This is a genomic window from Pseudomonas sp. P106(2024), assembly GCF_057480815.1.
This window is the reverse complement of record NZ_JBLIYU010000014.1, coordinates 1-25,819: the sequence shown is the minus strand read 5'-3', so window position 1 is coordinate 25,819 and position 25,819 is coordinate 1. Positions and strand designations below refer to the sequence as shown.

The 25,819-nt window shown below is 65.1% G+C and carries 19 protein-coding genes; 14 read left to right on the top strand and 5 right to left on the bottom strand.

The features are described from left to right. Positions 1-17: 17 nt before the first annotated feature. The 3 genes from AC25M7_RS19990 (at position 18) to AC25M7_RS19980 (ending at position 4,793) form a co-directional block, all read left to right on the top strand. A complete protein-coding gene (locus tag AC25M7_RS19990; protein WP_028690680.1) occupies positions 18-2,720 on the top strand; it encodes a [protein-PII] uridylyltransferase in 2,703 nt (900 codons plus the stop codon). A 21-nt stretch (positions 2,721-2,741) separates the two neighbouring features. Continuing rightward, positions 2,742-3,935: a succinyldiaminopimelate transaminase gene (gene dapC / locus AC25M7_RS19985; RefSeq protein WP_207851737.1), complete on the top strand. Its 1,194-nt coding sequence runs from the start codon at positions 2,742-2,744 to the stop codon at positions 3,933-3,935. 120 nt (positions 3,936-4,055) lie between these two features. Beyond that, the gene (locus AC25M7_RS19980; protein WP_069016712.1) at positions 4,056-4,793 is read left to right on the top strand and encodes a zinc metalloprotease; all 738 of its coding nucleotides are present in this window, start codon (positions 4,056-4,058) and stop codon (positions 4,791-4,793) included. Here the strand turns inward: AC25M7_RS19980 and AC25M7_RS19975 are convergent, their stop codons facing one another. After that, complete coding sequence (locus AC25M7_RS19975; protein WP_288519262.1) at positions 4,794-6,440, bottom strand: Na+/H+ antiporter; 1,647 nt, start codon at positions 6,438-6,440, stop codon at positions 4,794-4,796. 280 nt (positions 6,441-6,720) lie between these two features. On the opposite strand from AC25M7_RS19975, the gene AC25M7_RS19970 reads away from it, so the two are divergent. From AC25M7_RS19970 to AC25M7_RS19955, 4 genes are all read left to right on the top strand, one after another. Continuing rightward, a complete protein-coding gene (locus tag AC25M7_RS19970) occupies positions 6,721-7,068 on the top strand; it encodes an ArsC family reductase (RefSeq protein ID WP_028690683.1) in 348 nt (115 codons plus the stop codon). A gap of 42 nt (positions 7,069-7,110) precedes the next feature. Then, complete coding sequence (gene dapD / locus AC25M7_RS19965; protein WP_028690684.1) at positions 7,111-8,145, top strand: 2,3,4,5-tetrahydropyridine-2,6-dicarboxylate N-succinyltransferase; 1,035 nt, start codon at positions 7,111-7,113, stop codon at positions 8,143-8,145. Between the two features lie 91 nt (positions 8,146-8,236). Beyond that, positions 8,237-9,442 (top strand): cysteine desulfurase, encoded by a 1,206-nt coding sequence (locus AC25M7_RS19960; RefSeq protein WP_186596857.1) that lies wholly within the window; start codon positions 8,237-8,239, stop codon positions 9,440-9,442. Next, complete coding sequence (locus tag AC25M7_RS19955; protein ID WP_062361399.1) at positions 9,439-9,849, top strand: SufE family protein; 411 nt, start codon at positions 9,439-9,441, stop codon at positions 9,847-9,849. The genes AC25M7_RS19960 and AC25M7_RS19955 overlap by 4 nt, the downstream gene beginning before the upstream one ends. A 39-nt stretch (positions 9,850-9,888) precedes the next feature. On the opposite strand, the gene tcdA is transcribed toward AC25M7_RS19955, so the two are convergent. After that, positions 9,889-10,698: a tRNA cyclic N6-threonylcarbamoyladenosine(37) synthase TcdA gene (gene tcdA / locus AC25M7_RS19950; protein WP_062361401.1), complete on the bottom strand. Its 810-nt coding sequence runs from the start codon at positions 10,696-10,698 to the stop codon at positions 9,889-9,891. Between the two features lie 287 nt (positions 10,699-10,985). On the opposite strand from tcdA, the gene AC25M7_RS19945 reads away from it, so the two are divergent. From AC25M7_RS19945 to AC25M7_RS19930, 4 genes are all read left to right on the top strand, one after another. Further along, entirely contained in the window at positions 10,986-13,577 is a 2,592-nt protein-coding gene (locus AC25M7_RS19945; protein ID WP_028690688.1) for a glycosyltransferase, read from the top strand. Between the two features lie 199 nt (positions 13,578-13,776). Continuing rightward, the gene (dapE, locus tag AC25M7_RS19940; RefSeq protein WP_028690689.1) at positions 13,777-14,928 is read left to right on the top strand and encodes a succinyl-diaminopimelate desuccinylase; all 1,152 of its coding nucleotides are present in this window, start codon (positions 13,777-13,779) and stop codon (positions 14,926-14,928) included. Next, the gene (locus AC25M7_RS19935) at positions 14,928-15,740 is read left to right on the top strand and encodes a putative RNA methyltransferase (protein WP_028690690.1); all 813 of its coding nucleotides are present in this window, start codon (positions 14,928-14,930) and stop codon (positions 15,738-15,740) included. Before dapE ends, AC25M7_RS19935 begins: the two co-directional genes overlap by 1 nt. Positions 15,741-15,757: 17 nt before the next feature. Beyond that, positions 15,758-16,135, top strand: a complete 378-nt coding sequence (locus AC25M7_RS19930) for a hypothetical protein (protein WP_028690691.1) — start codon at positions 15,758-15,760, stop codon at positions 16,133-16,135. A gap of 64 nt (positions 16,136-16,199) precedes the next feature. On the opposite strand, the gene AC25M7_RS19925 is transcribed toward AC25M7_RS19930, so the two are convergent. After that, on the bottom strand, positions 16,200-16,409 hold the full coding sequence (locus AC25M7_RS19925) for a cold-shock protein (RefSeq protein ID WP_011535295.1): 210 nt from the start codon (positions 16,407-16,409) through the stop codon (positions 16,200-16,202). 228 nt (positions 16,410-16,637) lie between these two features. Here AC25M7_RS19925 and plsB point away from each other — a divergent pair, with 228 nt between their 5' ends. Both plsB and AC25M7_RS19915 read left to right on the top strand, forming a co-directional pair. Continuing rightward, on the top strand, positions 16,638-19,127 hold the full coding sequence (gene plsB / locus AC25M7_RS19920) for a glycerol-3-phosphate 1-O-acyltransferase PlsB (RefSeq protein ID WP_280062700.1): 2,490 nt from the start codon (positions 16,638-16,640) through the stop codon (positions 19,125-19,127). A 65-nt stretch (positions 19,128-19,192) separates the two neighbouring features. Continuing rightward, positions 19,193-19,882: a DUF4197 domain-containing protein gene (locus tag AC25M7_RS19915; protein WP_028690693.1), complete on the top strand. Its 690-nt coding sequence runs from the start codon at positions 19,193-19,195 to the stop codon at positions 19,880-19,882. 66 nt (positions 19,883-19,948) lie between these two features. Here AC25M7_RS19915 and AC25M7_RS19910 read toward each other — a convergent pair whose 3' ends face one another. Together AC25M7_RS19910 and AC25M7_RS19905 are read right to left on the bottom strand one after the other, a co-directional pair. Then, complete coding sequence (locus tag AC25M7_RS19910; protein WP_062361404.1) at positions 19,949-23,014, bottom strand: efflux RND transporter permease subunit; 3,066 nt, start codon at positions 23,012-23,014, stop codon at positions 19,949-19,951. Positions 23,015-23,020: 6 nt separating this feature from the next. Then, positions 23,021-24,121, bottom strand: a complete 1,101-nt coding sequence (locus tag AC25M7_RS19905; protein WP_062361406.1) for an efflux RND transporter periplasmic adaptor subunit — start codon at positions 24,119-24,121, stop codon at positions 23,021-23,023. 171 nt (positions 24,122-24,292) lie between these two features. Between AC25M7_RS19905 and AC25M7_RS19900 the strand changes: the two genes are divergently transcribed. After that, a complete protein-coding gene (locus AC25M7_RS19900; protein ID WP_028690696.1) occupies positions 24,293-24,934 on the top strand; it encodes a TetR/AcrR family transcriptional regulator in 642 nt (213 codons plus the stop codon). The last annotated feature ends 885 nt before the right edge of the window (positions 24,935-25,819 follow it).

Genomic DNA, 25,819 nt, shown 5'->3' with positions numbered 1-25,819 from the left:
AACAGGAACGCGACTCGATGCCCCAGGTGGATCCCGAGCTGTTCGACCGCGGCCAGTTCCAGGCGGAACTGGCCCTCAAGGCAAGCCCTATCGCCGCTTTCAAGAAAGCCATCCGCATGGCCGGCGAGGTGCTCGACAAGCGTTTCCGTGAAGGCCGCGAGATCCGCCGGCTAATCGAGGATCGTGCCTGGTTCGTCGACAATATCCTGCAACAGGCCTGGCACCAGTTCAGCTGGGGCACGCCGGACGGCATCGCCCTGGTGGCGGTGGGCGGCTATGGCCGCGGCGAGTTGCACCCGTTCTCGGACATCGACCTGCTGATCCTGCTCGACGCCGCCGAGCACGAGCAGTACCGCGACGCCATCGAGCGCTTCCTCACGCTGCTGTGGGATATCGGCCTGGAAGTCGGCCAGAGCGTGCGCACCGTCGACGAATGCGCCGAGCAGGCCCGGGCCGACCTCACGGTCATCACCAACCTGATGGAAAGCCGCACCATCGCCGGCCCCGAGTCGCTGCGCCAACGCATGCTCGATGCCACCAGCACCGCGCACATGTGGCCGAGCAAGGAGTTCTTCCTGGCCAAACGCGCCGAGCTCAAGGCCCGCCACCACAAATACAACGACACCGAGTACAACCTCGAGCCCAACGTCAAGGGCGGGCCGGGCGGCCTGCGCGACATTCAAACGGTGCTCTGGGTGGCCCGGCGCCAGTACGGCACCCTGAACCTGCATGCCCTGGCCGGCGAGGATTTCCTGCTGGAGAGCGAGAACGAACTGCTGGCTTCGTCGCAGGCCTTCCTCTGGCGCGTGCGCTATGCCCTGCACATGCTCGCCGGGCGAGCCGAGGACCGCCTGCTGTTCGACCACCAGCGCAGCATCGCCGCGCTGCTGGGCTACACCGACGACAACCCCAAGCGCGCCATCGAACAGTTCATGCAGCAGTACTACCGGGTGGTAATGAGCATCAGCCAGCTGTGCGACCTGATCATCCAGCATTTCGAGGAAGTGATCCTCGCCGATGACGACAGCGGCGCCACCCAGCCGCTGAACGCGCGCTTCCGCCTGCACGACGGCTATATAGAAGCGGTCAACCCGAACGTTTTCCGGCGCACCCCCTTTGCCATGCTGGAGATCTTCGTGCTGATGGCCCAGCACCCCGAGATCAAGGGCGTGCGCGCCGACACCGTGCGCTTGCTGCGCGAGCATCGCCACCTGATCGACGACAAGTTCCGCAACGATATCCGCAACACCAGCCTGTTCATCGAGCTGTTCAAGTGCGAAATCGGCATCCACCGCAACCTGCGGCGGATGAACCGCTACGGCATCCTCGGCCGCTACCTGCCGGAGTTCGGCCTGATCGTCGGGCAGATGCAGCACGACCTGTTCCACATCTACACGGTCGATGCGCACACCCTCAACCTGATCAAGCACTTGCGCAAGCTGCAGTACACCCCGGTTTCCGAGAAATTTCCGCTGGCCAGCAAGCTCATGGGCCGCCTGCCCAAGCCCGAGCTGATCTACCTGGCCGGCCTCTACCACGACATCGGCAAGGGTCGCCAGGGCGATCACTCCGAGCTGGGCGCAGTGGACGCACAGGCCTTCTGCGCGCGCCACCAGCTACCGGCCTGGGACAGCCGGCTGATCGTCTGGCTGGTGCAGAACCACCTGGTGATGTCTACCACTGCGCAACGCAAGGACCTTTCCGACCCTCAGGTGATCAACGACTTCGCCCTGCACGTGGGCGACGAGACGCGCCTGGACTACCTCTACGTGCTGACCGTGGCCGACATCAACGCCACCAACCCCAGCCTGTGGAACTCCTGGCGGGCGAGCCTCTTGCGCCAGCTCTACACCGAGACCAAGCGCGCCTTGCGCCGGGGCCTGGAAAACCCGCTGGACCGCGAGGAGCAGATCCGCCAGACCCAGAGCGCCGCACTCGACATCCTGGTGCGCGAAGGGACCGACCCGGACGACGTCGAACAGCTCTGGTCGCAACTGGGTGACGACTACTTCCTCAAACACACCGCCGCCGACGTGGCCTGGCACAGCGACGCGATCCTCCAGCAGCCGGCCGACGGCGGGCCGCTGGTACTGATCAAGGAAACCACCCAGCGCGAGTTCGAGGGCGGCACGCAGATCTTCATCTATGCCCCCGACCAGCACGATTTCTTCGCCGTGACCGTGGCCGCCATGGCCCAGCTCAACCTGAACATCCACGACGCCCGGATTATCACCTCGAGCAGCCAGTTCACCCTCGACACCTACATTGTGCTCGATAACGACGGCGGCTCGATCGGCGACAATCCGCAGCGGGTCAGGCAGATCCGCGACGGCTTGACCGAAGCGCTTCGCACCCCCGAAGACTACCCGACGATCATCCAGCGCCGGGTGCCGCGCCAGCTCAAGCACTTTGACTTCCCACCGCAGGTGACCATCCTCAACGACGCCCAACGGCCAGTGACCATCCTCGAGATCACCGCCCCGGACCGCCCCGGCCTGCTGGCACGGATCGGGCGGATCTTCCTGGAGTTCGACATCTCGCTGCAGAACGCCAAGATCGCCACCCTAGGCGAGCGCGTGGAGGACGTGTTCTTCATCACCGACGCCGACAACCAGCCGCTGTCCGACCCGCAGCTGTGCAGCCGCCTGCAGGAGGCCATCGTCCGGCAGCTGCAGGCCGGCCAGGCCAGCGATGCCAGCCCCACCCGCATGACCTTTTGACGATAACGAGACCTTGCGCCAATGAACCCAGCACTGACCCAGCTCCAGCCCTACCCGTTCGAGAAACTGCGTGCCCTGCTGGGGAGCGTGAAACCGGCGGCGGACAAACGCCCGATCGCCCTGTCGATCGGCGAGCCGAAGCACGAATCGCCGGCTTTCGTCGCCAAGGCCATGGCCGACAATCTCGGCAAGCTGGCGGTCTACCCCAGCACCCTGGGCCTGCCGGCCCTGCGCCAGGCCATCGGCCAGTGGTGCGAGCGGCGCTTCGGCGTGCCGGCCGGCTGGCTGGACGCCGACCGCCATATCCTGCCGGTCAACGGCACCCGTGAGGCGCTGTTCGCCTTCACCCAGGCCGTGGTCGATCGCTCCGCGGACGGCCTGGTGGTCAGCCCCAACCCGTTCTACCAGATCTACGAAGGCGCGGCCCTGCTGGCCGGCGCCACGCCGCACTACCTGCCCTGCCTGGAAAACAACGGTTTCAACCCGGACTTCGACGCCGTGCCGGTCGACGTCTGGAAACGTTGCCAGATCCTGTTCCTGTGCTCCCCGGGCAACCCCACTGGCGCCCTGGTGCCGATGGACACCCTGAAAAAGCTGATCGCCCTGGCCGACGAGCACGACTTCGTGATCGCCGCCGACGAGTGCTACAGCGAGCTGTACTTCGACGAGGAAGCGCCACCACCGGGCCTGCTCAGCGCCTGCGCGGCACTGGGCCGAAATGACTTCAAGCGCTGCGTGGTGTTCCATAGCCTGTCCAAGCGCTCCAACTTGCCGGGCTTGCGCTCGGGCTTCGTCGCCGGCGACGCCGAAATCATCAAGCCGTTCCTGCTGTACCGCACCTACCACGGCTGCGCCATGCCGGTGCAGACCCAGCTGGCCAGCATCGCCGCCTGGCAGGACGAGGCCCATGTACGCGAAAACCGCGACCAGTACCGCGCCAAGTACGACGCCGTGCTCGACATCCTGCAGCCGGTGCTCGACGTGCAACGCCCGGACGGCAGTTTCTACCTGTGGGCCAAGGTACCGGGCAGCGATGCCGACTTCACCCGCGACCTGTTCGAGGCAGAGCATGTGACCGTGGTGCCGGGTTCGTACCTGTCCCGCGAAGTAGACGGAGTCAATCCGGGCGCCGGGCGCGTGCGCATGGCCCTGGTCGCGCCGCTGGCCGAATGCATCGAGGCGGCCGAGCGGATTCGCGCGTTCCTGGGCCGCTGATGGCAGGCGCCCCTCCTCAAAGGGGGGCGCAATCTCTATCGAGACAAGCATTAAGTACCGCTGGTGCAGAACACTGGCGACCGATAGTTGGCACCTATCAACCCCTGAAGGTGCACAACCATGTCCGATACTCTCGTGGCAAACGCGATCTACCGTCTACGCCAGAAGCTGCATCTGCCCCAGGCGATGAAGCCGCGCAAGAAACGCTCGGTGGCCGATTACTCTGTATTCTGGCGCCCCGGCCAGACACTCAGGATCTCGTTCATCGGCACGCCATGCCCCTGGCTCAAGAAATCGATTTTCGACACCGCGTGCCAATGGCTGAAATATGCCAACCTGAACTTCGAGCTCCTGGACAACGATGTCGACAAAGCCGAGATCCGCATCCAGACCGATGTGCAGGAGGGCGTGAATTTCAGTTTCCTGGGCAACCAGGCCTTGGACGTGGGCGGTGCCACCATGGCATTGGGGGTCAAGCTGTCGGACCCGCTGTTCGAGCCGTTCGTACTGCATGAGTTCGGACACGCATTGGGGATGGAGCATGAGCACCAACACCCAAGGGCCAACATACCCTGGGACCTTGACGCGGTGCGCCAAATGCTGGCCGTGGTCCTGGCCGACGAGGCCAACAACCCGAATGACCTCGACGACCTGATCGAAGAGGACCTTGCCACTCAGTTCCTGCCCTTGCCCGACAACGGCGACCTGCTCATCCTGCCCTATGACAGGCGGTCGATCATGCACTACCCCATCAGGCAGAAACTCACGCGCCACGCGTTCAAGCGCAGCCATAACCTGAAAATCAGCAAAAAGGACAAGCGCTTCATGCGCCTGGTCTATCCGGCTTCATGCCAATAACTAGCGGACCTGCCCGAGGTTGGCCTCGCTCAGGTCCAGCTCGCCTAGCACCTGACGCACCACTTCGTCCCCGACCAGGTGCTGGCGATGCAACTCGTACAACTCCAGCCGCTGCGCACGCAGGGCCCGCAGGCGTAAACGACGTTCGAGCAGATCCATCTGCTCGGCCAACGCCCGGGCCTCGGCACTGTCGTTGTAGCTGTCCAGCTCATCGCGGTATTCGGCCATCAGCCGCGCCTTGAGCTCGGTGGCCAGGGTCGCCTGGGCGGCATCCTGCGGCGCGTTTGCATCGATCACCTCCTCGGCCTCAAGCGCATGGATCGCCGCCTCGGCGGTGCGCCGCCAGGCCTCCTGCACCTCCTGGTGCAAGCGCTCGTCCGGGCTCTTGGTTACCCCGCGCAGCAAGAGAGGCAAGGCAATACAGGCGCTGACCAGCGACAGCAAAATCACTCCGGCGGCGATGAAGATGAGCAGGTCGCGCTCGGGAAACGCCTTGCCCGCGCCGATCAGCAGCGGCACCGACATCACGCCCGCCAGGGTCACAGCACCACGTACGCCGCCCAGGGTCAGCAACCAGCAGGAGCGCGCGGTCGGCATCAGCACCAGCGCAGGCTTGCCGCGCCAGCGTCTGACCACGCCGATAGCCCGCCAGATGCTCTGCACCCAGATGAACCGCAACAGCACCAGCGCAGCGAAGATCGCCACCACATCCAGGCAGCGCCAGGCCAGGGTCGTCCAGGCTGCGGCTTCGTCGGTCACCACTGCCTTGATGATGTCCGGCAATTGCAGCCCCAGCAGCAGGAAGATCAGGCCGTTGAAGGCAAACTCCAGCAGCGACCAGACACTGCGATTGAGCAAGCGCGTGCTGGTCTGCCGGGGCAGCAGGTCCAGCCAGCTCTGCATCATCCCGGCAGCCACCGCCGAGAGAATGCCGGATACGCCGAGCCGTTCAGCCAGTACGTAGGCGGCAAAGGGCAGCAGCAGCATGAATACCACGTGAGTCGCCGGGTCGTCCCAGCCGCGGGTGATCATCCACATACGCAGGCGCCCGACCAGCCAGCTCAGCGCCACCCCCACCGCCAGGCCGCCGAGGGCGACCAGGACGAAGGTCAGGCTGGCCTCGGTCAACGAGAACACTCCGGTGATCGCCGCCACCAGGGCGAACTTGAAGGTCACCAGGCCCGAGGCGTCATTCATCAGCGCCTCGCCCTGAAGCATGTGCATCAGCGGTGTCGGCAGGCGGTCCTGGGTGATGGCCGAGACGGCCACGGCGTCGGTGGGCGACAGCACCGCCGCCAGGGCGAAGGCCACCGCCAGCGGAATGCTCGGCAACAGCCAGTGGATGAAGTAGCCGGCGCCGACCACGGTGAACAGCACCAGCCCCACCGCCAGCGCCACCACAGGCCCGCGGATACGCCACAGTTCGCGCTTGGGCATGCGCCAGCCGTCGGCGAACAACAGCGGCGGCAGGAACAGGAAAAGGAACAGCTCCGGGTCCAGCGCCACGTGCAGGCCCAGGGTCGGCCAGGCCAGCAAGGCGCCGGCGCCAATCTGCACCAGCGGCAGGGGCAGTGGCAGCACCCGCCCGACCAGTTTCGACACGCTCACCAGCATCAGCAGGATTAGAACGGTATAGGCTGACTGCATCGGCAAGCTTCCTGTTTGATCGGAGAAACCACAGCGAGGCGAAACTTCGCCATTGAAACAATATGTTAGCGGGGACTCGCTATCGTGGACCGCTGCACGATAGTCGCAGCCTGGCCGGGAATGTGTAACACAATGCTACGCGAGAAGCGGTGAAACACATCGGCGACGCCTTCCAGCCCGCAGCCGTGGCGCCAGCCCCATCGATACCGCATAATCGGCCCACCCAATCTTCAAGGAGCATCGGGGACGCCTGGCCCGACCAGGCAGCCCCAGGCATTCAATGGCTTACACTCTCTACGGCATCAAAGCCTGCGACACCATGAAAAAGGCCCGCACCTGGCTTGAAGACAAGGCCATCGGCTACGACTTCCACGACTACAAGACCCAGGGCATCGACCGCGACAGCTTGAACCGCTGGTGCGACGAACATGGCTGGGAAGTCGTGCTGAACCGCGCCGGGACCACCTTCCGCAAGCTCGACGACGCCAGCAAGGCCGACCTCGACCAGGCCAAGGCCGTCGAACTGATGCTCGCCCAACCGTCGATGATCAAACGCCCGGTGCTCGACCTCGGCGAGCGTACCCTGGTCGGCTTCAAGCCTGACCTGTACGCCGCGGCGCTGGCCTGATCCCGCATTACGCTCCATCCCCTTTTCGTACGAGGTAATCGCATGTCTCAATCGCTGTTCAGCCTGGCCTTCGGTGTCGGCACCCAGAACCGCCAGGGCACCTGGCTGGAAGTCTTCTACGCACAACCCGTGCTCAAGCCATCCGCCGAGCTGGTCGCAGCCGTCGCACCAGTGCTGGGCTACGAAGGGGGCAACCAGGCCATCGCCTTCACCACCGCCCAGGCCGCCCAACTGGCCGACGCACTCAAGGGCGTCGATGCCGCCCAGGCCGCCCTGCTGACCCGCCTGGCCGAAAGCCACAAGCCGCTGGTCGCCACCCTGCTGGCCGAAGACGGCGCGCTGACCTCCACCCCAGAGGCCTACCTCAAGCTGCACCTGCTGTCGCACCGCCTGGTCAAGCCGCACGGCGTGTCGCTGGCCGGCATCTTCCCGCTGCTGCCGAACGTCGCCTGGACCAACCAGGGCGCGGTCGACCTGGCCGAGCTGGCCGAGTTGCAACTGGAAGCGCGCCTGAAAGGCGAACTGCTGGAAGTGTTCTCGGTGGACAAGTTCCCGAAGATGACCGACTACGTCGTGCCGGCCGGCGTGCGTATCGCCGACACCGCCCGCGTGCGCCTGGGCGCCTACATCGGCGAAGGCACCACCATCATGCACGAAGGTTTCGTCAACTTTAACGCCGGCACCGAAGGCCCGGGCATGATCGAAGGCCGCGTCTCCGCCGGCGTATTCGTCGGCAAGGGTTCGGACCTGGGCGGCGGCTGCTCGACCATGGGCACCCTGTCCGGTGGCGGCAACATCGTCATCAAGGTCGGCGAAGGCTGCCTGATTGGCGCCAACGCCGGCATCGGCATCCCGCTGGGCGACCGCAACACCGTCGAGGCCGGCCTGTACATCACCGCCGGGACCAAGGTGAACCTGCTGGACGAGAACAACCAGCTGGTCAAGGTGGTCAAGGCCCGCGACCTGGCCGGCCAGACCGACCTGCTGTTCCGTCGCAACTCGCTCAATGGCGCGGTGGAGTGCAAGACTCACAAGTCGGCCATCGAGCTGAACGAGGCGCTGCACGCGCACAACTGAGAACCCGCCTGGGTTTGAAGTGATAAGATCGGGTCTGCTCCCAGGTTTTGCCTGTGGGCAGACCCGATTTTTCTTTCCAGGCCCCGCTAACATGTTCCAGCCCTCCCCCTGGCGTGCCGATTTCCCCGCCATCGGCGCCCTGCAACGGCAGCACCAGACCTACCTGGACAGCGCCGCCACCACCCAGAAGCCCCAGGCTCTGCTGGATGCCCTGGGTCATTACTATGGCCATGGCGCCGCCAACGTGCACCGCGCCCAGCACCTGCCCGGCGCCCTGGCCACCCAAGCCTTCGAGGGCACTCGCGACAAGCTCGCTGCCTGGCTCAATGCCGCCGACGCGCGGCAGATCGTCTTCACCCATGGTGCTACCTCGGCCCTGAACTTGCTGGCCTATGGCCTGGAGCACCGCTTCGAGGCCGGTGACGAGATTGTCGTCAGCGCGTTGGAACACCACGCCAATCTCCTGCCCTGGCAACAGTTGGCGCACCGACGTCAGCTGCGCCTGGTAGTACTGCCGGTGAACGATCTGGGGCAGGTAGATCTGGAACAAGCGCTGCAACTGATCGGCCCGCGCACCCGCGTGCTGGCGATCAGCCAACTGTCCAATGTGCTGGGGACCTGGCAGCCTCTGGCGCCGTTGCTGGCCCATGCCCGCGCCCAGGGCGTGCTGAGCGTGGTCGATGGCGCCCAGGGCGTGGTCCACGGGCGCCACGATGTGCAGCAGCTGGACTGCGACTTCTATGTGTTCTCCAGCCACAAGCTGTACGGCCCGGATGGCGTCGGCGTGCTGTACGGTCGCCAGCAGGCGCTGGCACTGCTGCGCCACTGGCAGTACGGCGGCGAGATGGTGCAGTTGGCGGACTACCAGGAGGCCAGCTTCCGCCCGGCACCGCTGGGATTCGAGGCCGGCACGCCGCCGATCGCCGGTGTCATTGGCCTGGGCGCCACCCTGGACTATCTGGCCAGCCTTGATGCCAATGCCGTGGCCGCCCATGAGGCCACCTTGCACCAGCACCTGGTGCGCGGCCTGGCCGATCGCGAGGGGGTTCGCCTGCTTGGCTCACCGCACGCGGCACTCGCCAGCTTCGTCATTGACGGGGTGCACAACGCCGATATTGCCCATCTGCTGACCGAACAGGGCATCGCCGTGCGCGCCGGGCATCATTGCGCCATGCCGCTGCTCAGGCATCTGGGCCTGGACGGCGCGATCCGCGTGTCGCTGGGGCTTTACAGCGACAGCGACGACCTGCAACGGTTCTTCGACGCACTCGATCAGGGCCTGGAGCTGCTGCGATGAGCCTGTCGGCCGAGGCCAGCCAGGCGCTGGAGAGCTTCGAGCAAGCGCGCGGTTGGGAGCAGCGGGCGCGGTTGCTGATGCAATGGGGTGATCGGCTGGAGCCGCTGGACGACAGCGAGAAGATCGAGGCCAACCGAGTGCATGGCTGCGAGAGCCTGGTGTGGCTGGTGGCCCAACAAGAAAAGGGTCAGTGGCATTTCAAAGCCGCTAGTGATGCACGGCTGTTGCGCGGCTTGCTTGCACTGTTGCTAGTGCGGGTGCAGGGCTTGGCGAGCGATCGATTGGCAGCGCTCGACCTGAGCGCCTGGTTTACCCAGTTGGGGCTTGAGCGGCAGTTGTCTCCGTCGCGCAGCAATGGGCTGCATGCGGTGTTGCTAAAGATGGCCGAACTCGCTACCCAAGCCTGAATCGCTGTTGGATTCATCGCGGGGCAAGCCCGCGATAACCTATTCGGCCTTGATCCGCTCAGAAGGCCGCCGCGCCCCGGCCACCAGCTTCTCCACGGCCTTGCTCGCCGCGACCATGCCGAAGGTCGCGGTCACCATCATCACCGCGCCGAATCCACCGGCGCAGTCCAGGCGCACGCCTTCACCGACAAAGCTCTTCTGCAGGCACACGCTGCCGTCGCCCTTGGGGTAGCGCAGCTGTTCGCTGGAAAACACGCACGGCACGCCATAGTTGCGGCTGGTGTTGCGCGAGAAATTGTAGTCCCGGCGCAGGGTCGAGCGCACCCGTGAAGCCAACGGGTCGTTGAAGGTCTTGTTGAGGTCGCCGATCTGGATCTGGGTCGGATCGATCTGCCCGCCGGCGCCACCGGTGGTGACGATGGCAATCTTGCGGCGGCGGCACCAGGCGATCAGCGCCGCCTTGGCCATCACGCTGTCGATGCAGTCGATCACGCAGTCCATCTGCTCGGTGATGTGCTCGGCCATGGTCTCGCGGGTGACGAAATCGGCCACCGCGTGCACCGTGCAGGCCGGGTTGATCGCCCGCAGGCGCTCGGCCATCACCTCGACCTTGGCCCGGCCGACCTGGCCTTCGAGGGCGTGAGCCTGGCGGTTGGTGTTGCTCACGCAGACATCGTCCAGATCGAACAGGCTGATCTCGCCCACGCCGCTGCGGGCAAGCGCTTCGGCCGCCCACGAACCGACGCCGCCAATGCCGACGATGGCCACATGGGCCTGGCGCAAGCGTTGCAAACCGTCGTCGCCGTAGAGCCGGGCGACGCCGGCAAAGCGTGGATCTTCTGTGCTCATGCTGATACCCCGAAAAAACCGGCGCGCATTATAGGCCAAGCCATGGGTTCGCGGGCAAAGCGCGCCACCCGATCATGCCGCCAGGACATGCCAGAGCGGCCACGGGTTGGAAAAAGTCCTACCAAGCCTGCTTTAATGTCCTATCAAGTAACTATATCTGGACGGCAGGCAGGCGGACTGAGAACTACATCCCCTGCCGATAATCCAACGGGTTACCTTCCCCGGAATCCGTGGACCCACGCCCCAGCGGCTACGCCTCGCGCCCTTCTTCGGAACCTCGAACACCTATGCCATCACGCAAATTCGGTCTCAACCTGGTAGTGGTCCTGGCCATCGCCGCGCTGTTCACCGGGTTCTGGGCCTTGATCAACCGCCCGGTATCCGCCCCCGCCTGGCCGGAACAGATTTCCGGTTTTTCCTACTCGCCCTTCCGTCTCGGCCAAAGCCCACAGAAGGGCCAGTACCCCAGCGAGGATGAGATCCGCCAGGACCTTGAGCAACTGAACAAGCTGACCGACAACATCCGTATCTACACCGTCGAAGGTACCCAGGCCGAGGTGCCGCGCCTGGCCGAGGAGCTTGGCCTGCGCATCACCCTGGGAATCTGGATCAGCAACGACCAGGAACGCAACGAGCGGGAGATCGAAAAGGCCATCGGCCTGGCCAACACTTCGCGCAGCGTGGTGCGGGTGGTCGTCGGCAACGAGGCGTTGTTCCGCGAGGAAGTTAGCGCCGAGCAGTTGATCGGCTACCTCGACCGGGTCCGTGCCGCGGTAAAGGTGCCGGTGACCACCAGTGAGCAGTGGCACATCTGGAAGGAGCACCCGGAGCTGGCGAAACACGTCGACCTGATCGCCGCGCACATCCTGCCCTACTGGGAGTTCGTGCCCATGAAGGACTCGGTGCAGTTCGTCCTCGACCGCGCCCGCGAGTTGCGCAAGCAATTCCCACGCAAGCCGCTGCTGCTCTCGGAGGTCGGCTGGCCGAGCAACGGCCGCATGCGTGGCGGCGCCGACGCCACCCAGGCCGACCAGGCCATCTACCTGCGCACCCTGGTCAACACCCTCAACCGCCGCGGCTACAACTACTTCGTCATCGAGGCCTACGACCAGCCTTGGAAGGCCAGCGACGAAGGCTCGGTGGGCGCCTATTGGGGCGTGTACAACGCCGAGCGCCAGCAGAAATTCAACTTTGAAGGCCCGATCGTGGCGATCCCGCAATGGCGCGCCCTGGCCGTGGCCTCGGTGGTGCTGGCGATGATCGCCCTGGCCATCCTGCTGATCGACGGCTCGGCCCTGCGCCAGCGCGGGCGTACCTTCCTCACCTTCATCACCTTCCTGTGCGGGTCGGTGCTGGTGTGGATCGCCTACGACTACAGCCAGCAGTACAGCACCTGGTTCAGCCTGACGGTCGGTGTACTGCTGGCGCTGGGCGCCCTCGGGGTGTTCATCGTGCTGCTGACCGAGGCCCACGAACTGGCCGAGGCAGTGTGGATCCACAAGCGCCGCCGTGAGTTCCTGCCCGTGCAGGGCGACAGCGCCTATCGCCCGAAGGTCTCGGTGCACGTGCCGTGCTACAACGAGCCGCCGGAGATGGTGAAGCAGACCCTGGATGCCCTCGCCGCGCTGGACTACCCGGACTACGAAGTGCTGGTGATCGACAACAACACCAAGGACCCAGCCGTGTGGGAACCGCTCAAGGCCCACTGCGAGAAGCTCGGCGAGCGCTTCAGGTTCTTCCACGTCGCGCCGCTGGCCGGCTTCAAGGGCGGCGCGCTGAACTACCTGATCCCGCACACGGCCAAGGACGCCGAGGTGATCGCGGTGATCGACTCCGACTACTGTGTCGACCGCAATTGGCTCAAGCACATGGTGCCGCACTTCGCCGACCCGAAGATCGCCGTGGTGCAATCGCCCCAGGACTACCGCGACCAACACGAGAGCGCGTTCAAAAAGCTGTGCTACAGCGAATACAAGGGCTTCTTCCATATCGGCATGGTCACCCGCAACGACCGTGACGCGATCATCCAGCACGGCACCATGACCATGACCAGGCGCAGCGTGCTCGATGAACTGGGCTGGGCCGAGTGGTGCATCTGCGAGGATGCCGAGCTTGGCCTGCGCGTGTTCGAGAAGGGTCTGTCGGCGGCCTACGCCCACAACAGCTACGGCAAGGGCCTGATGCCCGACACCTTCATCGACTTCAAGAAGCAGCGCTTCCGCTGGGCCTACGGCGCCATCCAGATCATCAAGCACCACGCCGGCGCCCTGCTGCGTGGCAAGGGCAGCGAGCTGACCCGTGGCCAGCGCTACCACTTCCTGGCCGGCTGGCTGCCTTGGATTGCCGATGGCATGAACATTTTCTTCACCGTCGGCGCGCTGCTGTGGTCGGCGGCGATGATCATCGTGCCGCACCGGGTCGACCCGCCGCTGATGATGTTCGCCATTCCGCCGCTGGCGCTGTTCTTCTTCAAGGTCGGCAAGATCGTCTTCCTCTACCGCCGCGCGGTGGGCGTCAACCTGAAGGATGCCTTCGCCGCCGCGCTGGCGGGGCTGGCGCTGTCGCACACCATCGCCAAGGCGGTGCTGTACGGGTTCTTCACCAGCAGCATGCCGTTCTTCCGCACGCCAAAGAATGCCGACAGCCACGGTGTGCTGGTGGCGATCTCCGAGGCCCGCGAAGAACTGTTCATCATGTTGTTGCTGTGGGGTGCTGCACTGGGGATCTACCTGGTACAGGGGCTGCCGAGTTCGGACATGCGCTTCTGGGTAGCGATGCTGCTGGTGCAGTCGTTGCCATACCTGGCGGCGCTGGTGATGGCGTTGCTGTCGTCGTTGCCCAAGCCCTCCGAAAAGGTTGCAGAGCCACAACAGGCTTGAGATCGCCGGGGGCGCGTTGCGCCCCTTTCGCGACACAAGGCCGCTCCCACAGGATCACCGCAGCCCAGAAGGCCTGTGCAACTCCTATGGGAGCGGCCTTGTGTCGCGAAAGGGCCGCACAGCGGCCCCATCGGCCCGTCAGTTTGATATAAGATAACGCCCCTCAGTTTCCCGCCTTGCCATGCCCCGGAGTCCCTCAATGACGGCCCCAGCCGAGCTCTCGCCTACCCTGCAACTGGCCTGCGACCTGATCCGTCGCCCCTCGGTCACCCCGGTCGATGCCGACTGCCAGACCCAGATGATGAACCGCCTGGGCGCCGTCGGCTTCCAGCTCGAGCCAATGCGTATCGAGGACGTCGACAATTTCTGGGCCACCCATGGCACCCAGGATGGCCCGGTGCTGTGCTTCGCCGGCCACACCGACGTGGTCCCCACCGGCCCGGTGCAGCAGTGGCAGCATGAGCCGTTCGAGGCGCTGATCGATGCCGACGGCATGCTCTGCGGCCGTGGCGCCGCCGACATGAAGGGCAGCCTGGCATCCATGGTGGTGGCCAGCGAGCGCTTCGTGCACGACTACCCGAACCATCGCGGCAAGGTCGCCTTCCTGATCACCAGCGACGAGGAAGGCCCGGCCCACCATGGCACCAAGGCCGTGGTCGAGCGCCTCAAGGCACGCAACGAACGCCTGGACTGGTGCATCGTCGGCGAGCCGTCCAGCACCACCCTGCTCGGTGACGTGGTCAAGAACGGCCGTCGCGGCTCGCTTGGCGCCAAGCTGACCGTGCGCGGCAAGCAAGGCCACGTGGCCTATCCGCATCTGGCGCGCAACCCGATCCACCTGGCCGCGCCGGCCCTGGCGGAACTTGCCGCCGAGCACTGGGACGAAGGCAACGCGTTCTTCCCGCCGACCAGCTTCCAGATCTCCAACCTCAACTCCGGCACCGGCGCCACCAACGTGGTCCCGGGCGAGCTGACCGCGCTGTTCAACTTCCGCTTCTCCACAGAATCGACGGTCGAGGGCCTGCAGCAGCGCGTCGCGGCGATCCTCGACAGGCATCAGCTGGAATGGAGCATCGACTGGGCGCTGTCGGGCCTGCCGTTCCTCACAGAGCCGGGCGATCTGCTCGATGCGGTGTCGTCGAGCATCAAGGCGGTCACCGGTCGCGAGACCCGTCCGTCGACCAGCGGCGGCACGTCCGACGGCCGCTTCATCGCCACCATGGGCACCCAGGTGGTCGAGCTCGGTCCGGTCAACGCCACCATCCACCAGGTGGACGAACGCATCCTGGCCAGCGACCTCGACCTGCTGACCGAAATCTACTACCAGACCCTGGTGCGGTTGCTCGCCTGATGCTCGCCTGCCCACTCTGCCAGGCCCCCTTGGCGCGACTCGACAATGGCGTGGCCTGCCCCGCCGGCCACCGTTTCGACCGCGCCCGCCAGGGCTACCTGAACCTGCTGCCGGTGCAGCACAAGAACAGCCGCGATCCGGGCGATAACCAGGCCATGGTCGAAGCCCGCCGCGATTTCCTCGACGCCGGCCACTATGCGCCGGTGGCCCGGCGCCTGGCGCAACTGGCCGCTGAGCGCCAGCCACAGGCCTGGCTGGACATCGGCTGCGGCGAAGGCTACTACACCGCGCAAATCGCCCAGGCCCTGCCGGCGGCCGACGGCTACGCCCTGGATATCTCCCGCGAGGCGGTCAAGCGCGCCTGCCGCCGCGCCCCCGAGGTGACCTGGATGGTCGCCAGCATGGCCCGCGTGCCCATGGCCGATGCCAGCTGCGGTTTCATCGCCAGCGTGTTCAGCCCGCTCGACTGGCAGGAGGCCAAGCGCCTGCTGGCACCCGGCGGCGGCCTGATGCGGGTCGGCCCAACCAGCGGCCACCTGATGGAACTGCGCGAGGTGCTCTACGATGAAGTGCGCCCTTACGCCGACGACAAGCACCTGGCCCTGGTCCCCGAAGGCATGGCCCACGCCCACGGCGAGATTCTCGAGTTCCGCCTGACCCTGGCCGACGCCAAGGCCCGCGCCGACCTGCTGGCCATGACCCCGCACGGCTGGCGCGCCAGCGCCGAGAAGCGCGCGCGGGTGATCGACCAGCCCGAACCCTTCGAGGTCACCGTTTCCATGCGTTATGACTATTTCGTGCGCCAAGACTGAGCACACTGGAGCCCCCCATGCGTCAACCCGATATCGAGATCTACCTCAAGGACGACGACGTCGACCACAAGCAGATCGCCGACTGGCTCACCCAGGCCCTGGGGCCGTGCAGCGAATGGAAGCAGAAGGGCCAGACCTTCAAGTGCACGGCCGGTAACATTCCGGTCACTTGGTTACCGAAGGCTGTGGGAAAATGGAACAGCCTGTACCTGGAAAGCGACCAGACCCCGTGGGCCGACGACATCGCCTGCGCCCGGGCGGCATTCGCCGCGCTCAACGTCGAAGTGCGTTGCGCGCCAGGCAGCTGGACGGAGGAAGACGGGGAAGAAGATGCAGACCGTTGGATCCGCATCAGCGCCGACGGTGAACAGGAAATCACCTGGCGCACTCACTGAAGGCGTTCGCATCAGGCTGCAAGTTCCACGGTCAACTTGCAGCTTGAGCGTTAAGCCTCGAGGCTCAGAGCCCTACCACGTCCTCGGCCTGCAGGCCTTTCTGGCCTTGCACGAGGGCGTACTCGACCTGCTGCCCTTCGACCAGGGTGCGATGCCCCTCACCGCGGATAGCCCGATAGTGGACGAACACGTCCGCACCACCTTCGCGCTGAATGAAGCCATAACCCTTGGCATCGTTGAACCACTTCACATTCCCAGTCTCACGAGACGACATCTGAACTACTCCGGATTTTTATTTTGAAGATCGCCTTGCTGGCGCGGGTTCACCATCCGCGCCGACGCAGCTTGCACAAATATCCTGCAAGCGGCAGGCCGAGTATATGACAGGGAACAAAAAAAATTCATGACAGGGTCATTTTTGGCCGAATTTTGCTGAACTTACGCAGATACGGCAGACTAACGGGCTGTAAAACACGAAAACTTTCACCCAGGGCCCCACCCCATGACCCGTTCTCCCCTGCGCCGCCTCATCTTCGGCGCCCTGCGTCGCGTTCTCTACCTGTGGGTGCGCTCCGAAACCATCAACCAATCCTCGCTGACGCTCAAGCTCGACCGTAGCCGACCGGTGTTCTACGCCCTCTCCTCGCCGTCGCTCACCGACCTGGCCGTGATCGACCACGAGTGCACCAAGGCGGGGCTGCCACGCCCAGTGCTGCCGGTGGCTGTCGGCCCATTGCAGGAGCCTGCGGCGTTCTTCTACCTGACCCCCGAGCCTGACTGGCTCGGCCGCCAGGACAAACGCGGCGCGCCACCGACGCTGGAGCGCCTGGTTGCGGCGATCAGCCAGCACGCCGAGGAAGACGCGCAAATCATTCCGGTCAGCGTGTTCTGGGGCCAGACCCCCGCCAGCGAGTCGAGTCCGTGGAAGCTGCTGTTCGCCGACAGCTGGGCCGTCACCGGCCGCCTGCGCCGCCTGCTCAGCGTGCTGATCCTGGGGCGCAAGACCCGGGTGCAGTTCTCCGCGCCGATCCACCTGCGCGAACTGGTGCAGCACAACAAGGGCCACGAGCGCACCGTGCGCATGGCCCAGCGCATGATGCGCGTGCATTTCCGCAACCTGAAGACCGCGGTGATCGGCCCCGACATCTCGCACCGACGCAACCTGGTCAAGGGCCTGGTGCACGACCCGCTGGTGCGCCAGGCCATCAGCGACGAGGCCGACCGCGAGAAGATCCCCTACGCCAAGGCCGAGGCCAAGGCGCTGCACTACGGCAACGAGATCGCCTCGGACTACACCTACACCGCCATCCGCTTCCTCGAAGTGGTGCTCAGCTGGTTCTGGAACAAGATCTACGACGGCATCAAGGTCAACCACATTGAGCAGGTGCAGGGCATCGCCCCCGGTCACGAGGTGATCTACGTGCCCTGCCACCGCAGCCACATCGACTACCTGCTGCTGTCCTACCTGCTGTTCCGCAATGGCCTGACGCCGCCGCACATCGCCGCCGGCATCAACCTCAACATGCCGGTGATCGGCGGCCTGCTGCGCCGCGGCGGCGCCTTCTTCATGCGCCGCACGTTCAAGGGCAACCCGCTGTACACCGCGGTGTTCAACGAGTACCTGCACACCCTGTTCACCAAGGGTTTCCCGGTGGAGTACTTCGTCGAGGGCGGCCGTTCGCGCACCGGGCGCATGCTGCAGCCGCGCACCGGCATGCTGGCGATCACCCTGCGCAGCTTCCTGCGCTCCTCGCGCACGCCGATCGTCTTCGTCCCGGTGTACATCGGCTACGAGCGGGTGCTCGAAGGCCGCACCTACCTGGGCGAACTGCGCGGCGCCAGCAAGAAGAAAGAATCGATCTTCGACATCTTCAAGGTCATCGGCGCGCTCAAGCAGCGCTTCGGCCAGGTCTACGTCAACTTCGGCGAGCCGATCCGCCTCAATAGCTTCCTCGACGAACAGCAGCCCGGCTGGCGCGATCAGCCGCTCGGCCCGCAGTTCCGCCCGGCCTGGCTCAACGACACCACCACCCGCCTGGGTGAGACCGTCGCCCGTCACCTGAACGAAGCCGCGGCGATCAACCCGGTCAACCTGGTGGCTCTGGCCCTGTTGTCGACCAGCCGCCTGGCCCTGGACGAGCGCGCCCTGACCCGCGTGCTCGACCTGTACCTGACCCTGCTGCGCCAGGTGCCCTACTCGCCACACACCACCCTGCCCGATGGCGACGGCAAGGCGCTGATCGACCATGTGCTGGGCATGGACCTGCTGGCCGAGCAGAAGGATGCGCTGGGTCGCATCCTCTACCTGGACGAAGCCAACGCGGTGCTGATGACCTACTACCGCAATAACGTGCTGCACATCTTCGCCCTGCCGGGGCTGCTGGCGAGCTTCTTCCTCAGCAGCTCGCGCATGAGCCGCGACCTGCTGGGCCAGTACGTGCGAGCGTTGTATCCGTACCTGCAGGCCGAGCTGTTCCTGCGCTGGACGCCCGAGCAACTGGACGAGGTGATCGACCAATGGCTGACAGCGCTGGTCGAGCAGGGGCTGCTACGCCGGGAGCAGGACATCTACATGCGCCCGGCCCCCAGCTCGCGGCAGTTCGTCCTGCTGACGCTGCTGGCGCGCACCATCACCCAGACCCTGCAGCGCTTCTACATGGCAACCTCGTTGCTGCTCAACAGCGGCCAGCACACGCTGAGTGCCGAGGAGCTGGAGGAGCTGTGTGTGATGATGGCCCAGCGCCTGTCGATCCTGCATGGCCTGAACGCCCCGGAGTTCTTCGACAAGACCCTGTTCCGCCACTTCATCCAGACCCTGGTGCGCGAAGGCGTGCTGCAGCCGGACACCGATGGCAAGCTGGGCTACCACGACAAGCTCGCCGAGCTGGCCGAAGGCGTGGCCAAGCGGGTACTGTCGGCGGAGCTGCGCCTGTCGATCCGCCAGGTAGCCTTGCACCGCGATGAAACACCGGAACCTGTGGCGGTTGAGTGAACTGGCCCGATCCCGGTCTACCCGATACGCTGAACCTGCTCCATTCTGCCCATAAGGAAATCCCCATGATTCGCTCCTCCTTGCGCTTCACCACCCTGTGCGCCGGCCTGCTGCTGTCGGCCAGCGCCCTGGCCCTGTCGCTGGGCGACCTGTCCCAGAGCGACGCCTCCGGCGGCCTGAAGGACGCCCTCACCCAAGGCGCGCAGATCGCCGTCAAGCAATTGAGCACCCCCGGCGGTTTCAGCAACAACCCCGACGTGCGCATCGAGCTGCCGGGCAACCTCGGCAAGGCCGCCAAGGCCATGAAGATGTTCGGCAAGGGTGAACAGGTCGAAGCCCTGGAGACCAGCATGAACAAGGCCGCCGAGGCCGCTGTGCCGCAAGCCCAGGCGATCCTGGTGGACGCGGTGAAGAAGATGACCGTGACCGATGCCAAAGGCATCCTCAGCGGCGGCCAGGACTCGGCCACCCAGTACCTGAACAAGAGCAGCCGCGAGCAGATCCGCGCCAAGTTCCTGCCGATCGTCAAGCAGGCCACCGACAAGGTCGGCCTGGCCCAGCAGTACAACAACTTCGCCGGGCAGGCCGCAGGCCTGGGCGTGGTCGACGCCAAGAGCGCCAACATCGAGAACTACGTGACCGAGAAGGCGCTGGACGGTCTGTTCGAGATGATCGCCAAGCAGGAAGAGAGCATTCGCCAGAACCCGGCCGGTGCCGCGACCAGCCTGGCCAAGAAGGTGTTCGGCGCACTCTGAGGCGTCGGTTCCGATCGCGGCTCAAGCCCGCTCCCACCGTGGGAGCGGGCTTGACCCGCGATGTTGTCAGTCCTTCCTGACCCTGAACCACGCCGCATACAACGCCGGCAGGAACAACAGGGTCAACACCGTGGCGACGATCAACCCACCCATGATCGCCACCGCCATCGGCCCGTAGAACACGCTCCTCGACAGCGGAATCATCGCCAGCACCGCCGCCAGCGCGGTCAGCACGATCGGCCGGAAGCGCCGCACCGTGGCCTCGATGATCGCCTGCCAACGCGCCATCCCGGCGGCGATATCCTGTTCGATCTGGTCTACCAGGATCACCGAGTTACGCATGATCATCCCCGCCAGGGCGATGGTCCCGAGCATGGCGACGAAGCCGAACGGCTGGCGGAACACCAGCAGGAACAGGGTCACGCCGATCAGCCCCAGGGGCGCGGTGAGGAACACCATGAACATCCGCGAGAAACTGCGCAGCTGGATCATCAGCAGGCTCAGCACCACCACGATGAACAAGGGCATGCCGGCGTTCACCGAGCGCTGGCCACGCTCGGAGTCCTCCACTGTGCCGCCCACTTCCAGCAGGTAGCCATCGGGCAACTCGTCCTTGATCTGGGCCAGGGTCGGCTGGATCTGCTTGACCAGGGTCGCCGGCTGCTCCTTGTCGTAGATATCGGCGCGCACGGTGACAGTGGGCAAGCGGTTACGGTGCCAGATGATGCCTTCCTCGAAGCCGTATTCCAAGGTCGCCACCTGCGACAGGGCCACGCTCTGGCCGTTGTCGGTGGGTACCGCCAGGCTGCCCAGGTTACCCAACTCGCGCCGCTCCTCCGGGGTGCCGCGCAGGAGGATCTCGATCAGCTCGTTGTCCTCGCGGTACTGGCTGACGTTGCTGCCAGTCAGCGAGCTCTGCAGGAAGCTCGACAGGTGCGCGGTGCTCACTCCCAGCGCCCGGGCACGGTCCTGGTCGATATCCAGGTACACCGCCTTGCTCGGCTCTTCCCAGTCCAGGTGCACGTTGACCACATGGGGGTTCTCGCGCACCTTGGCCGCCACCTCGCGAGCCAGGGCGCGGACCTTCTCGATGTGCTCGCCGGTGACGCGGAACTGCACCGGATAGCCCACGGGCGGGCCGTTCTCCAGGCGCGTGACCCGCGAGCGCAGGTCCGGGAACTGCTGCTCGAGGGTGCCGATCAGCCAGCTGCGCAGACGCTCACGGTCCTCCAGCGACTTGGCCAACACCACGAACTGGGCAAAGCTCGCCGCCGGCAGTTGCTGGTCCAGCGGCAGGTAGAAGCGCGGCGAGCCAGTGCCGACGTAGGCGACATAGTTGGCGATGCCGTCCTGCTGCTTGAGCAGCGCCTCCAGCTGCTTGACCCGTTCGGCGGTGTTGTTCAGCGAAGCGCCTTCGGCCAGTTTCAGGTCGACCATCAGCTCCGGCCGGCCGGAGGCCGGGAAGAATTGCTGCGGCACAAAACGGAACAGCAGGATGCTGCCGACGAACGCGGCGATGGTCAGCACGATCACCGTCTTGCGCCGCCGCACGCACCACTCCACCACCCGCCTGACGCGCTGGTAGAACGGCGTGGCATAGGGGTCGGGGGCATGCCCGTCGGCGCCATGGCGGGCCGCGTGAAGCTTGGCCAGGTCCGGCAACAGGCGCTCGCCCAGGTAAGGCACGAACACCACCGCGGCGACCCAGGAGGTCAGCAGGGCAATGGTCACCACCTGGAAGATCGAGCGGGTGTACTCCCCCGTGCTCGAAGCCGCCGTGGCGATCGGCAGGAAACCGGCGGCGGTGATCAGGGTGCCGGTGAGCATCGGGAACGCGGTACTGGTCCAGGCGTAGCTCGCCGCCTTGAGCCGGTCGTAGCCCTGCTCCATCTTGATCGCCATCATCTCCACCGCGATGATCGCGTCGTCCACCAGCAGCCCCAGGGCCAGTACCAGCGCCCCCAGCGAGATCTTGTGCAGGCCGATGCCAAAGTAGTGCATGGCGGCGAAAGTCATGGCCAGTACCAGTGGGATCGCCAGCGCCACTACCAGGCCGGTACGCAGGCCCAGGGAGAAGAAGCTCACCAGCAGGACAATCGCCAGTGCCTCGATCAGCACCTGCACGAACTCGCCGACCCCGGCCTTCACCGCCGCCGGCTGGTCGGACACCTTGCGCAGCTCCATGCCCGCCGGCAGGCTCTGCGCCAGGCGGGCGAACTCGGCTTCCAGGGCCTTGCCGAGCACCAGGATGTCACCGCCGTTCTTCATCGACACCGCCAGGCCGATGGCATCCTCGCCCATGAAGCGCATGCGCGGCGCGGGTGGGTCGTTGAAACCGCGCTGCACGTCGGCGACATCGCTGATGCGGAAGGTGCGGTCACCGACGCGGATGGGGAACTGGCGAATCTGCTCGACGCTGTCGAAGCGCCCGCTGACCCGCAGTTGCAGGCGCTCGCTTGCGGTTTCGAAGAAGCCCGCTGTACTTACCGCGTTCTGCTCGCGCAGCGCCTGCTGCACGGCGGCCAACGGCACGCCCAGGGTGGCCAGCTTGACGTTGGACAGTTCGATCCAGACCTTCTCGTCCTGCAGGCCGATCAACTCGACCTTGCCCACGTCCTTGACCCGCTGCAATTGGATCTGGATACGGTCGGCGTAGTCCTTGAGCACGGCATAGTCGAAGCCGGCGCCGGTCAGGGCATAGATGTTGCCGAAGGTGGTGCCGAACTCGTCGTTGAAGAACGGCCCCTGCGCCTCGGGCGGCAGGGTGTGCTTGATGTCCGCGACTTTCTTGCGGATCTGGTACCACAGCTCGGGAATATCCGCGGAATGCATCGAGTCACGGGCCATGAAGGTGACCTGGGACTCACCGGGCCGCGAGAACGAGACGATCCGCTCGTACTCGCCGGTCTCCATCAGCTTCTTCTCGATGCGCTCGGTGACCTGGCGCGACACTTCCTCGGCGGTCGCCCCGGGCCACAGGGTGCGGATGACCATGGCCTTGAAGGTGAAGGGTGGATCTTCGCTCTGCCCCAGCTTGGTGTAAGACATGGCGCCGATCGCCGCCAGCAGGATCATCAGGAACAACACGATCTGGCGATTGCGCAGCGCCCAGGCGGAAAGGTTGAAACCCATCGGGACTTACTCCTTGGCCGCCAGGTTCACTTCACGATTGCTGCGGTCCACAGGCCGCACCTGTTGCCCTTCGCGCAGAACATGACCGCCCGCGGCGACCACCCAGTCGCCGGGCTGCAGTCCTTCGAGCACCGGCACGCTGTCGGCGCCATAGGCGCCCAGGCGCACCTGCGCACGCTCCAGGCGATTATCCTTGCCGACCCGCCAGACATAGGCCTGTCCGGCCTCTGCGGTCACCGCCGAGAGCGGCACCGCCAGTGGCGAGCGTTCGGCATGATCGATGAACACCCGGGCGCTCTGGCCGAGCTCGGCCGGCGTGGCATTGGAGGTGAAGGCGATGCGTGCGGCAAAGGTCCGCGAACGTGGGTCCGCCGCCGGAGAGAGCTCGCGAATCAGTCCCTCGAAACGCCGGTCAGGATGCGACCACAGTTCCACGCTCACCGCCTGGCCGACGGCAAAGCGGGCGAACTGCTGCTCGGGCAAGCCGATGGCCACTTCGCGCTCACCGTCGGCGGCGAGGGTGAACACGGTCTGCCCGGCGGCCACTACCTGGCCCACCTCGACCTGGCGCTTGGCAATCACCCCGGCCTGGGGCGCGCGCAGCACCGCGTACTCGGCCTGGTTGCCGGCCACTTCGAACTCGGCCTTGGCCTGCTTCAGCCGCGCCTGGCCGGCACGGTAGAGGTTCTCGGCGTTGTCGAACTGGGAGCGGCTGACCATCTGCCGGCCCAGTAGCTTCTGGTAGCGGTCGCGCTCGGCGCGCACCAGCGCCAGGTTGGCCTCGGCCGCCGCCAGCTGGGCGCGGTTGGCCTCCAGTTGCAGGCGCACGTCCTGGGGATCGAGTTCGGCCAGCGGCTGCTCGGCCTTGACCCGCTGCCCCTCTTCCACCAAGCGCTTGCTGACCTTGCCGCCAATGCGAAACGCCAGTTCGGGTTCAAAGCGCGCGCGCACCTCGCCTGGATAGCTGTCGGCCGAGGCCTGCGCGGGGTGCGGCTGGACCACCAGCGCCGGGCGCGGCGCGACAGGTGAAGCGGCCTCCTGGCCGCAAGCGGAGAGCAGAAGCACGGCGGCTGCCGGCAGAGCGAGGGACAACGCACGACGCAACATGATGAATGACCTTTGGCAGAGGGCGCATCGAATATTTATACTGGCGAGTATATTAAGTCAGCGAACCTGGCCGGGGAAGCGGGCGCGTTAGAGAAAATCCATAATAGTGTTGCGACGGATGCTGCAGCCGACACCTTCTCGACCCGGTAAGATGTGCCTCTTTCACATTGAATGCGGTCCCTCATGTCCAACGACGCACCCATCGGCCCAGGCCGGCCCAAGGACCTGGCCAAGCGCGAGGCCATTCTCGAAGCCGCCAAGCACCTGTTCCTCAGCCTTGGCTATGCCAACACCAGCATGGATGCGGTCGCGGCGGCGGCAGGTGTTTCCAAACTCACCGTCTACAGCCATTTCACCGACAAGCAGACGCTGTTCGGCGCGGCGGTCATGGCCACCTGCCAGAACCAGTTGCCTGACTTGATGTTCGAGTATCCGGAAGGGGTGGCGGTGGAGGATGTGCTGCTGAACATTGCCCGGGGGTTCCAGGCGCTCATCAGCAGTGACGAGGCGGTCAAGCTGAGTCGCCTGATCTTTGCCCTCGGCAGCCAGGATCCGGGGTTTGGGCAGTATTTCTATGAGGCGGGGCCGAAGCGGGTGATGGCCGGGATGGCGGCGCTGCTGCACTGTGTCGACCAGCAGGGGTTGCTGCGGATCGACAACCCGTTGCGGGCGGCGGAGCATTTCTTCTGCCTGGTGAAGGGGGCGCCGGATTATCGGTTGTTGCTGGGGTGCGCGCAGGCGCTGAGTGGGGATGAGGCTGAGGCGCATGTGCGGGAGGCTGTTGGGGTTTTTGTTCGGGCTTTTCGGGGGTAGTTCGGGTTCGGGTTCGGGTTCGGGTTCGGGTTCGGGGTGATTGTTTTGATTTTTTTATGCGCATTCGTAGAAGATAACGACATTTAGTCACCTTTCCGCCCTTACGGCGGCCTACTTTTGTCTTGGCAAAAGTAGGCAAAACCGTTCCGCTCCGTTCATCCGGCCCCTACGCTTCGCTTCGGGGTTCCCTCGCTCCGTTCTTGCTCCCGGGAGGACCGCGCTGAACGCCCCATCCTGGGGCGCAGCGCTTGACGGCCATCCATGGCCGTCACCTCCCTCCGCAAGAACTCCGCTCGGCCTCCTGAAGTCGCAATTGGCGGCGCCTGGACTATCGCGCGCTTAGAAGCAAGAGCAAGAGCAAGAGCAAGAGCAAGAGCAAGAGCAAGAGCAAGAGCAAGAGCAAGAAATGCGAAGTTAGTTGTTTTACAGTTCATTATGCATTGGCTATTCCAGCCCTTCCGCGGGGCGAGCCCGCTCCTACAGGATTATATATAACGTCGACTGTTGGGTGGGAGCGGGCTTGCCCCGCGATGCGATCGAAAGATTAATTAAGCTGCAACTAGCGACAGCTGCGCCAACCCAGGCGCCGCCCGTAACTTCGCGACTTCAGGAGGCCGAACGGAGGTCTTGCGGAGGGAGGTGACGGCCATGGATGCCCGTCAAGCGCTGGGGGCCCAGGATGGGCCCTGCAGCGCGGCCCTCCCGGGAGCAAGGCCGGAGTGAGGGAACCCGGAGCGAAGCGCAGGGCCGGATGAATGGAGCGCAACGGCTTTGGTTACTTTGGCCAAGACCAATCTATGGTCACCCCATTTTTTGCAATACTGTTCATCAGATGGAATGGATGGCTTGCTTCAATCTATCCGGCGTCTATTGGGCTCGCATCCC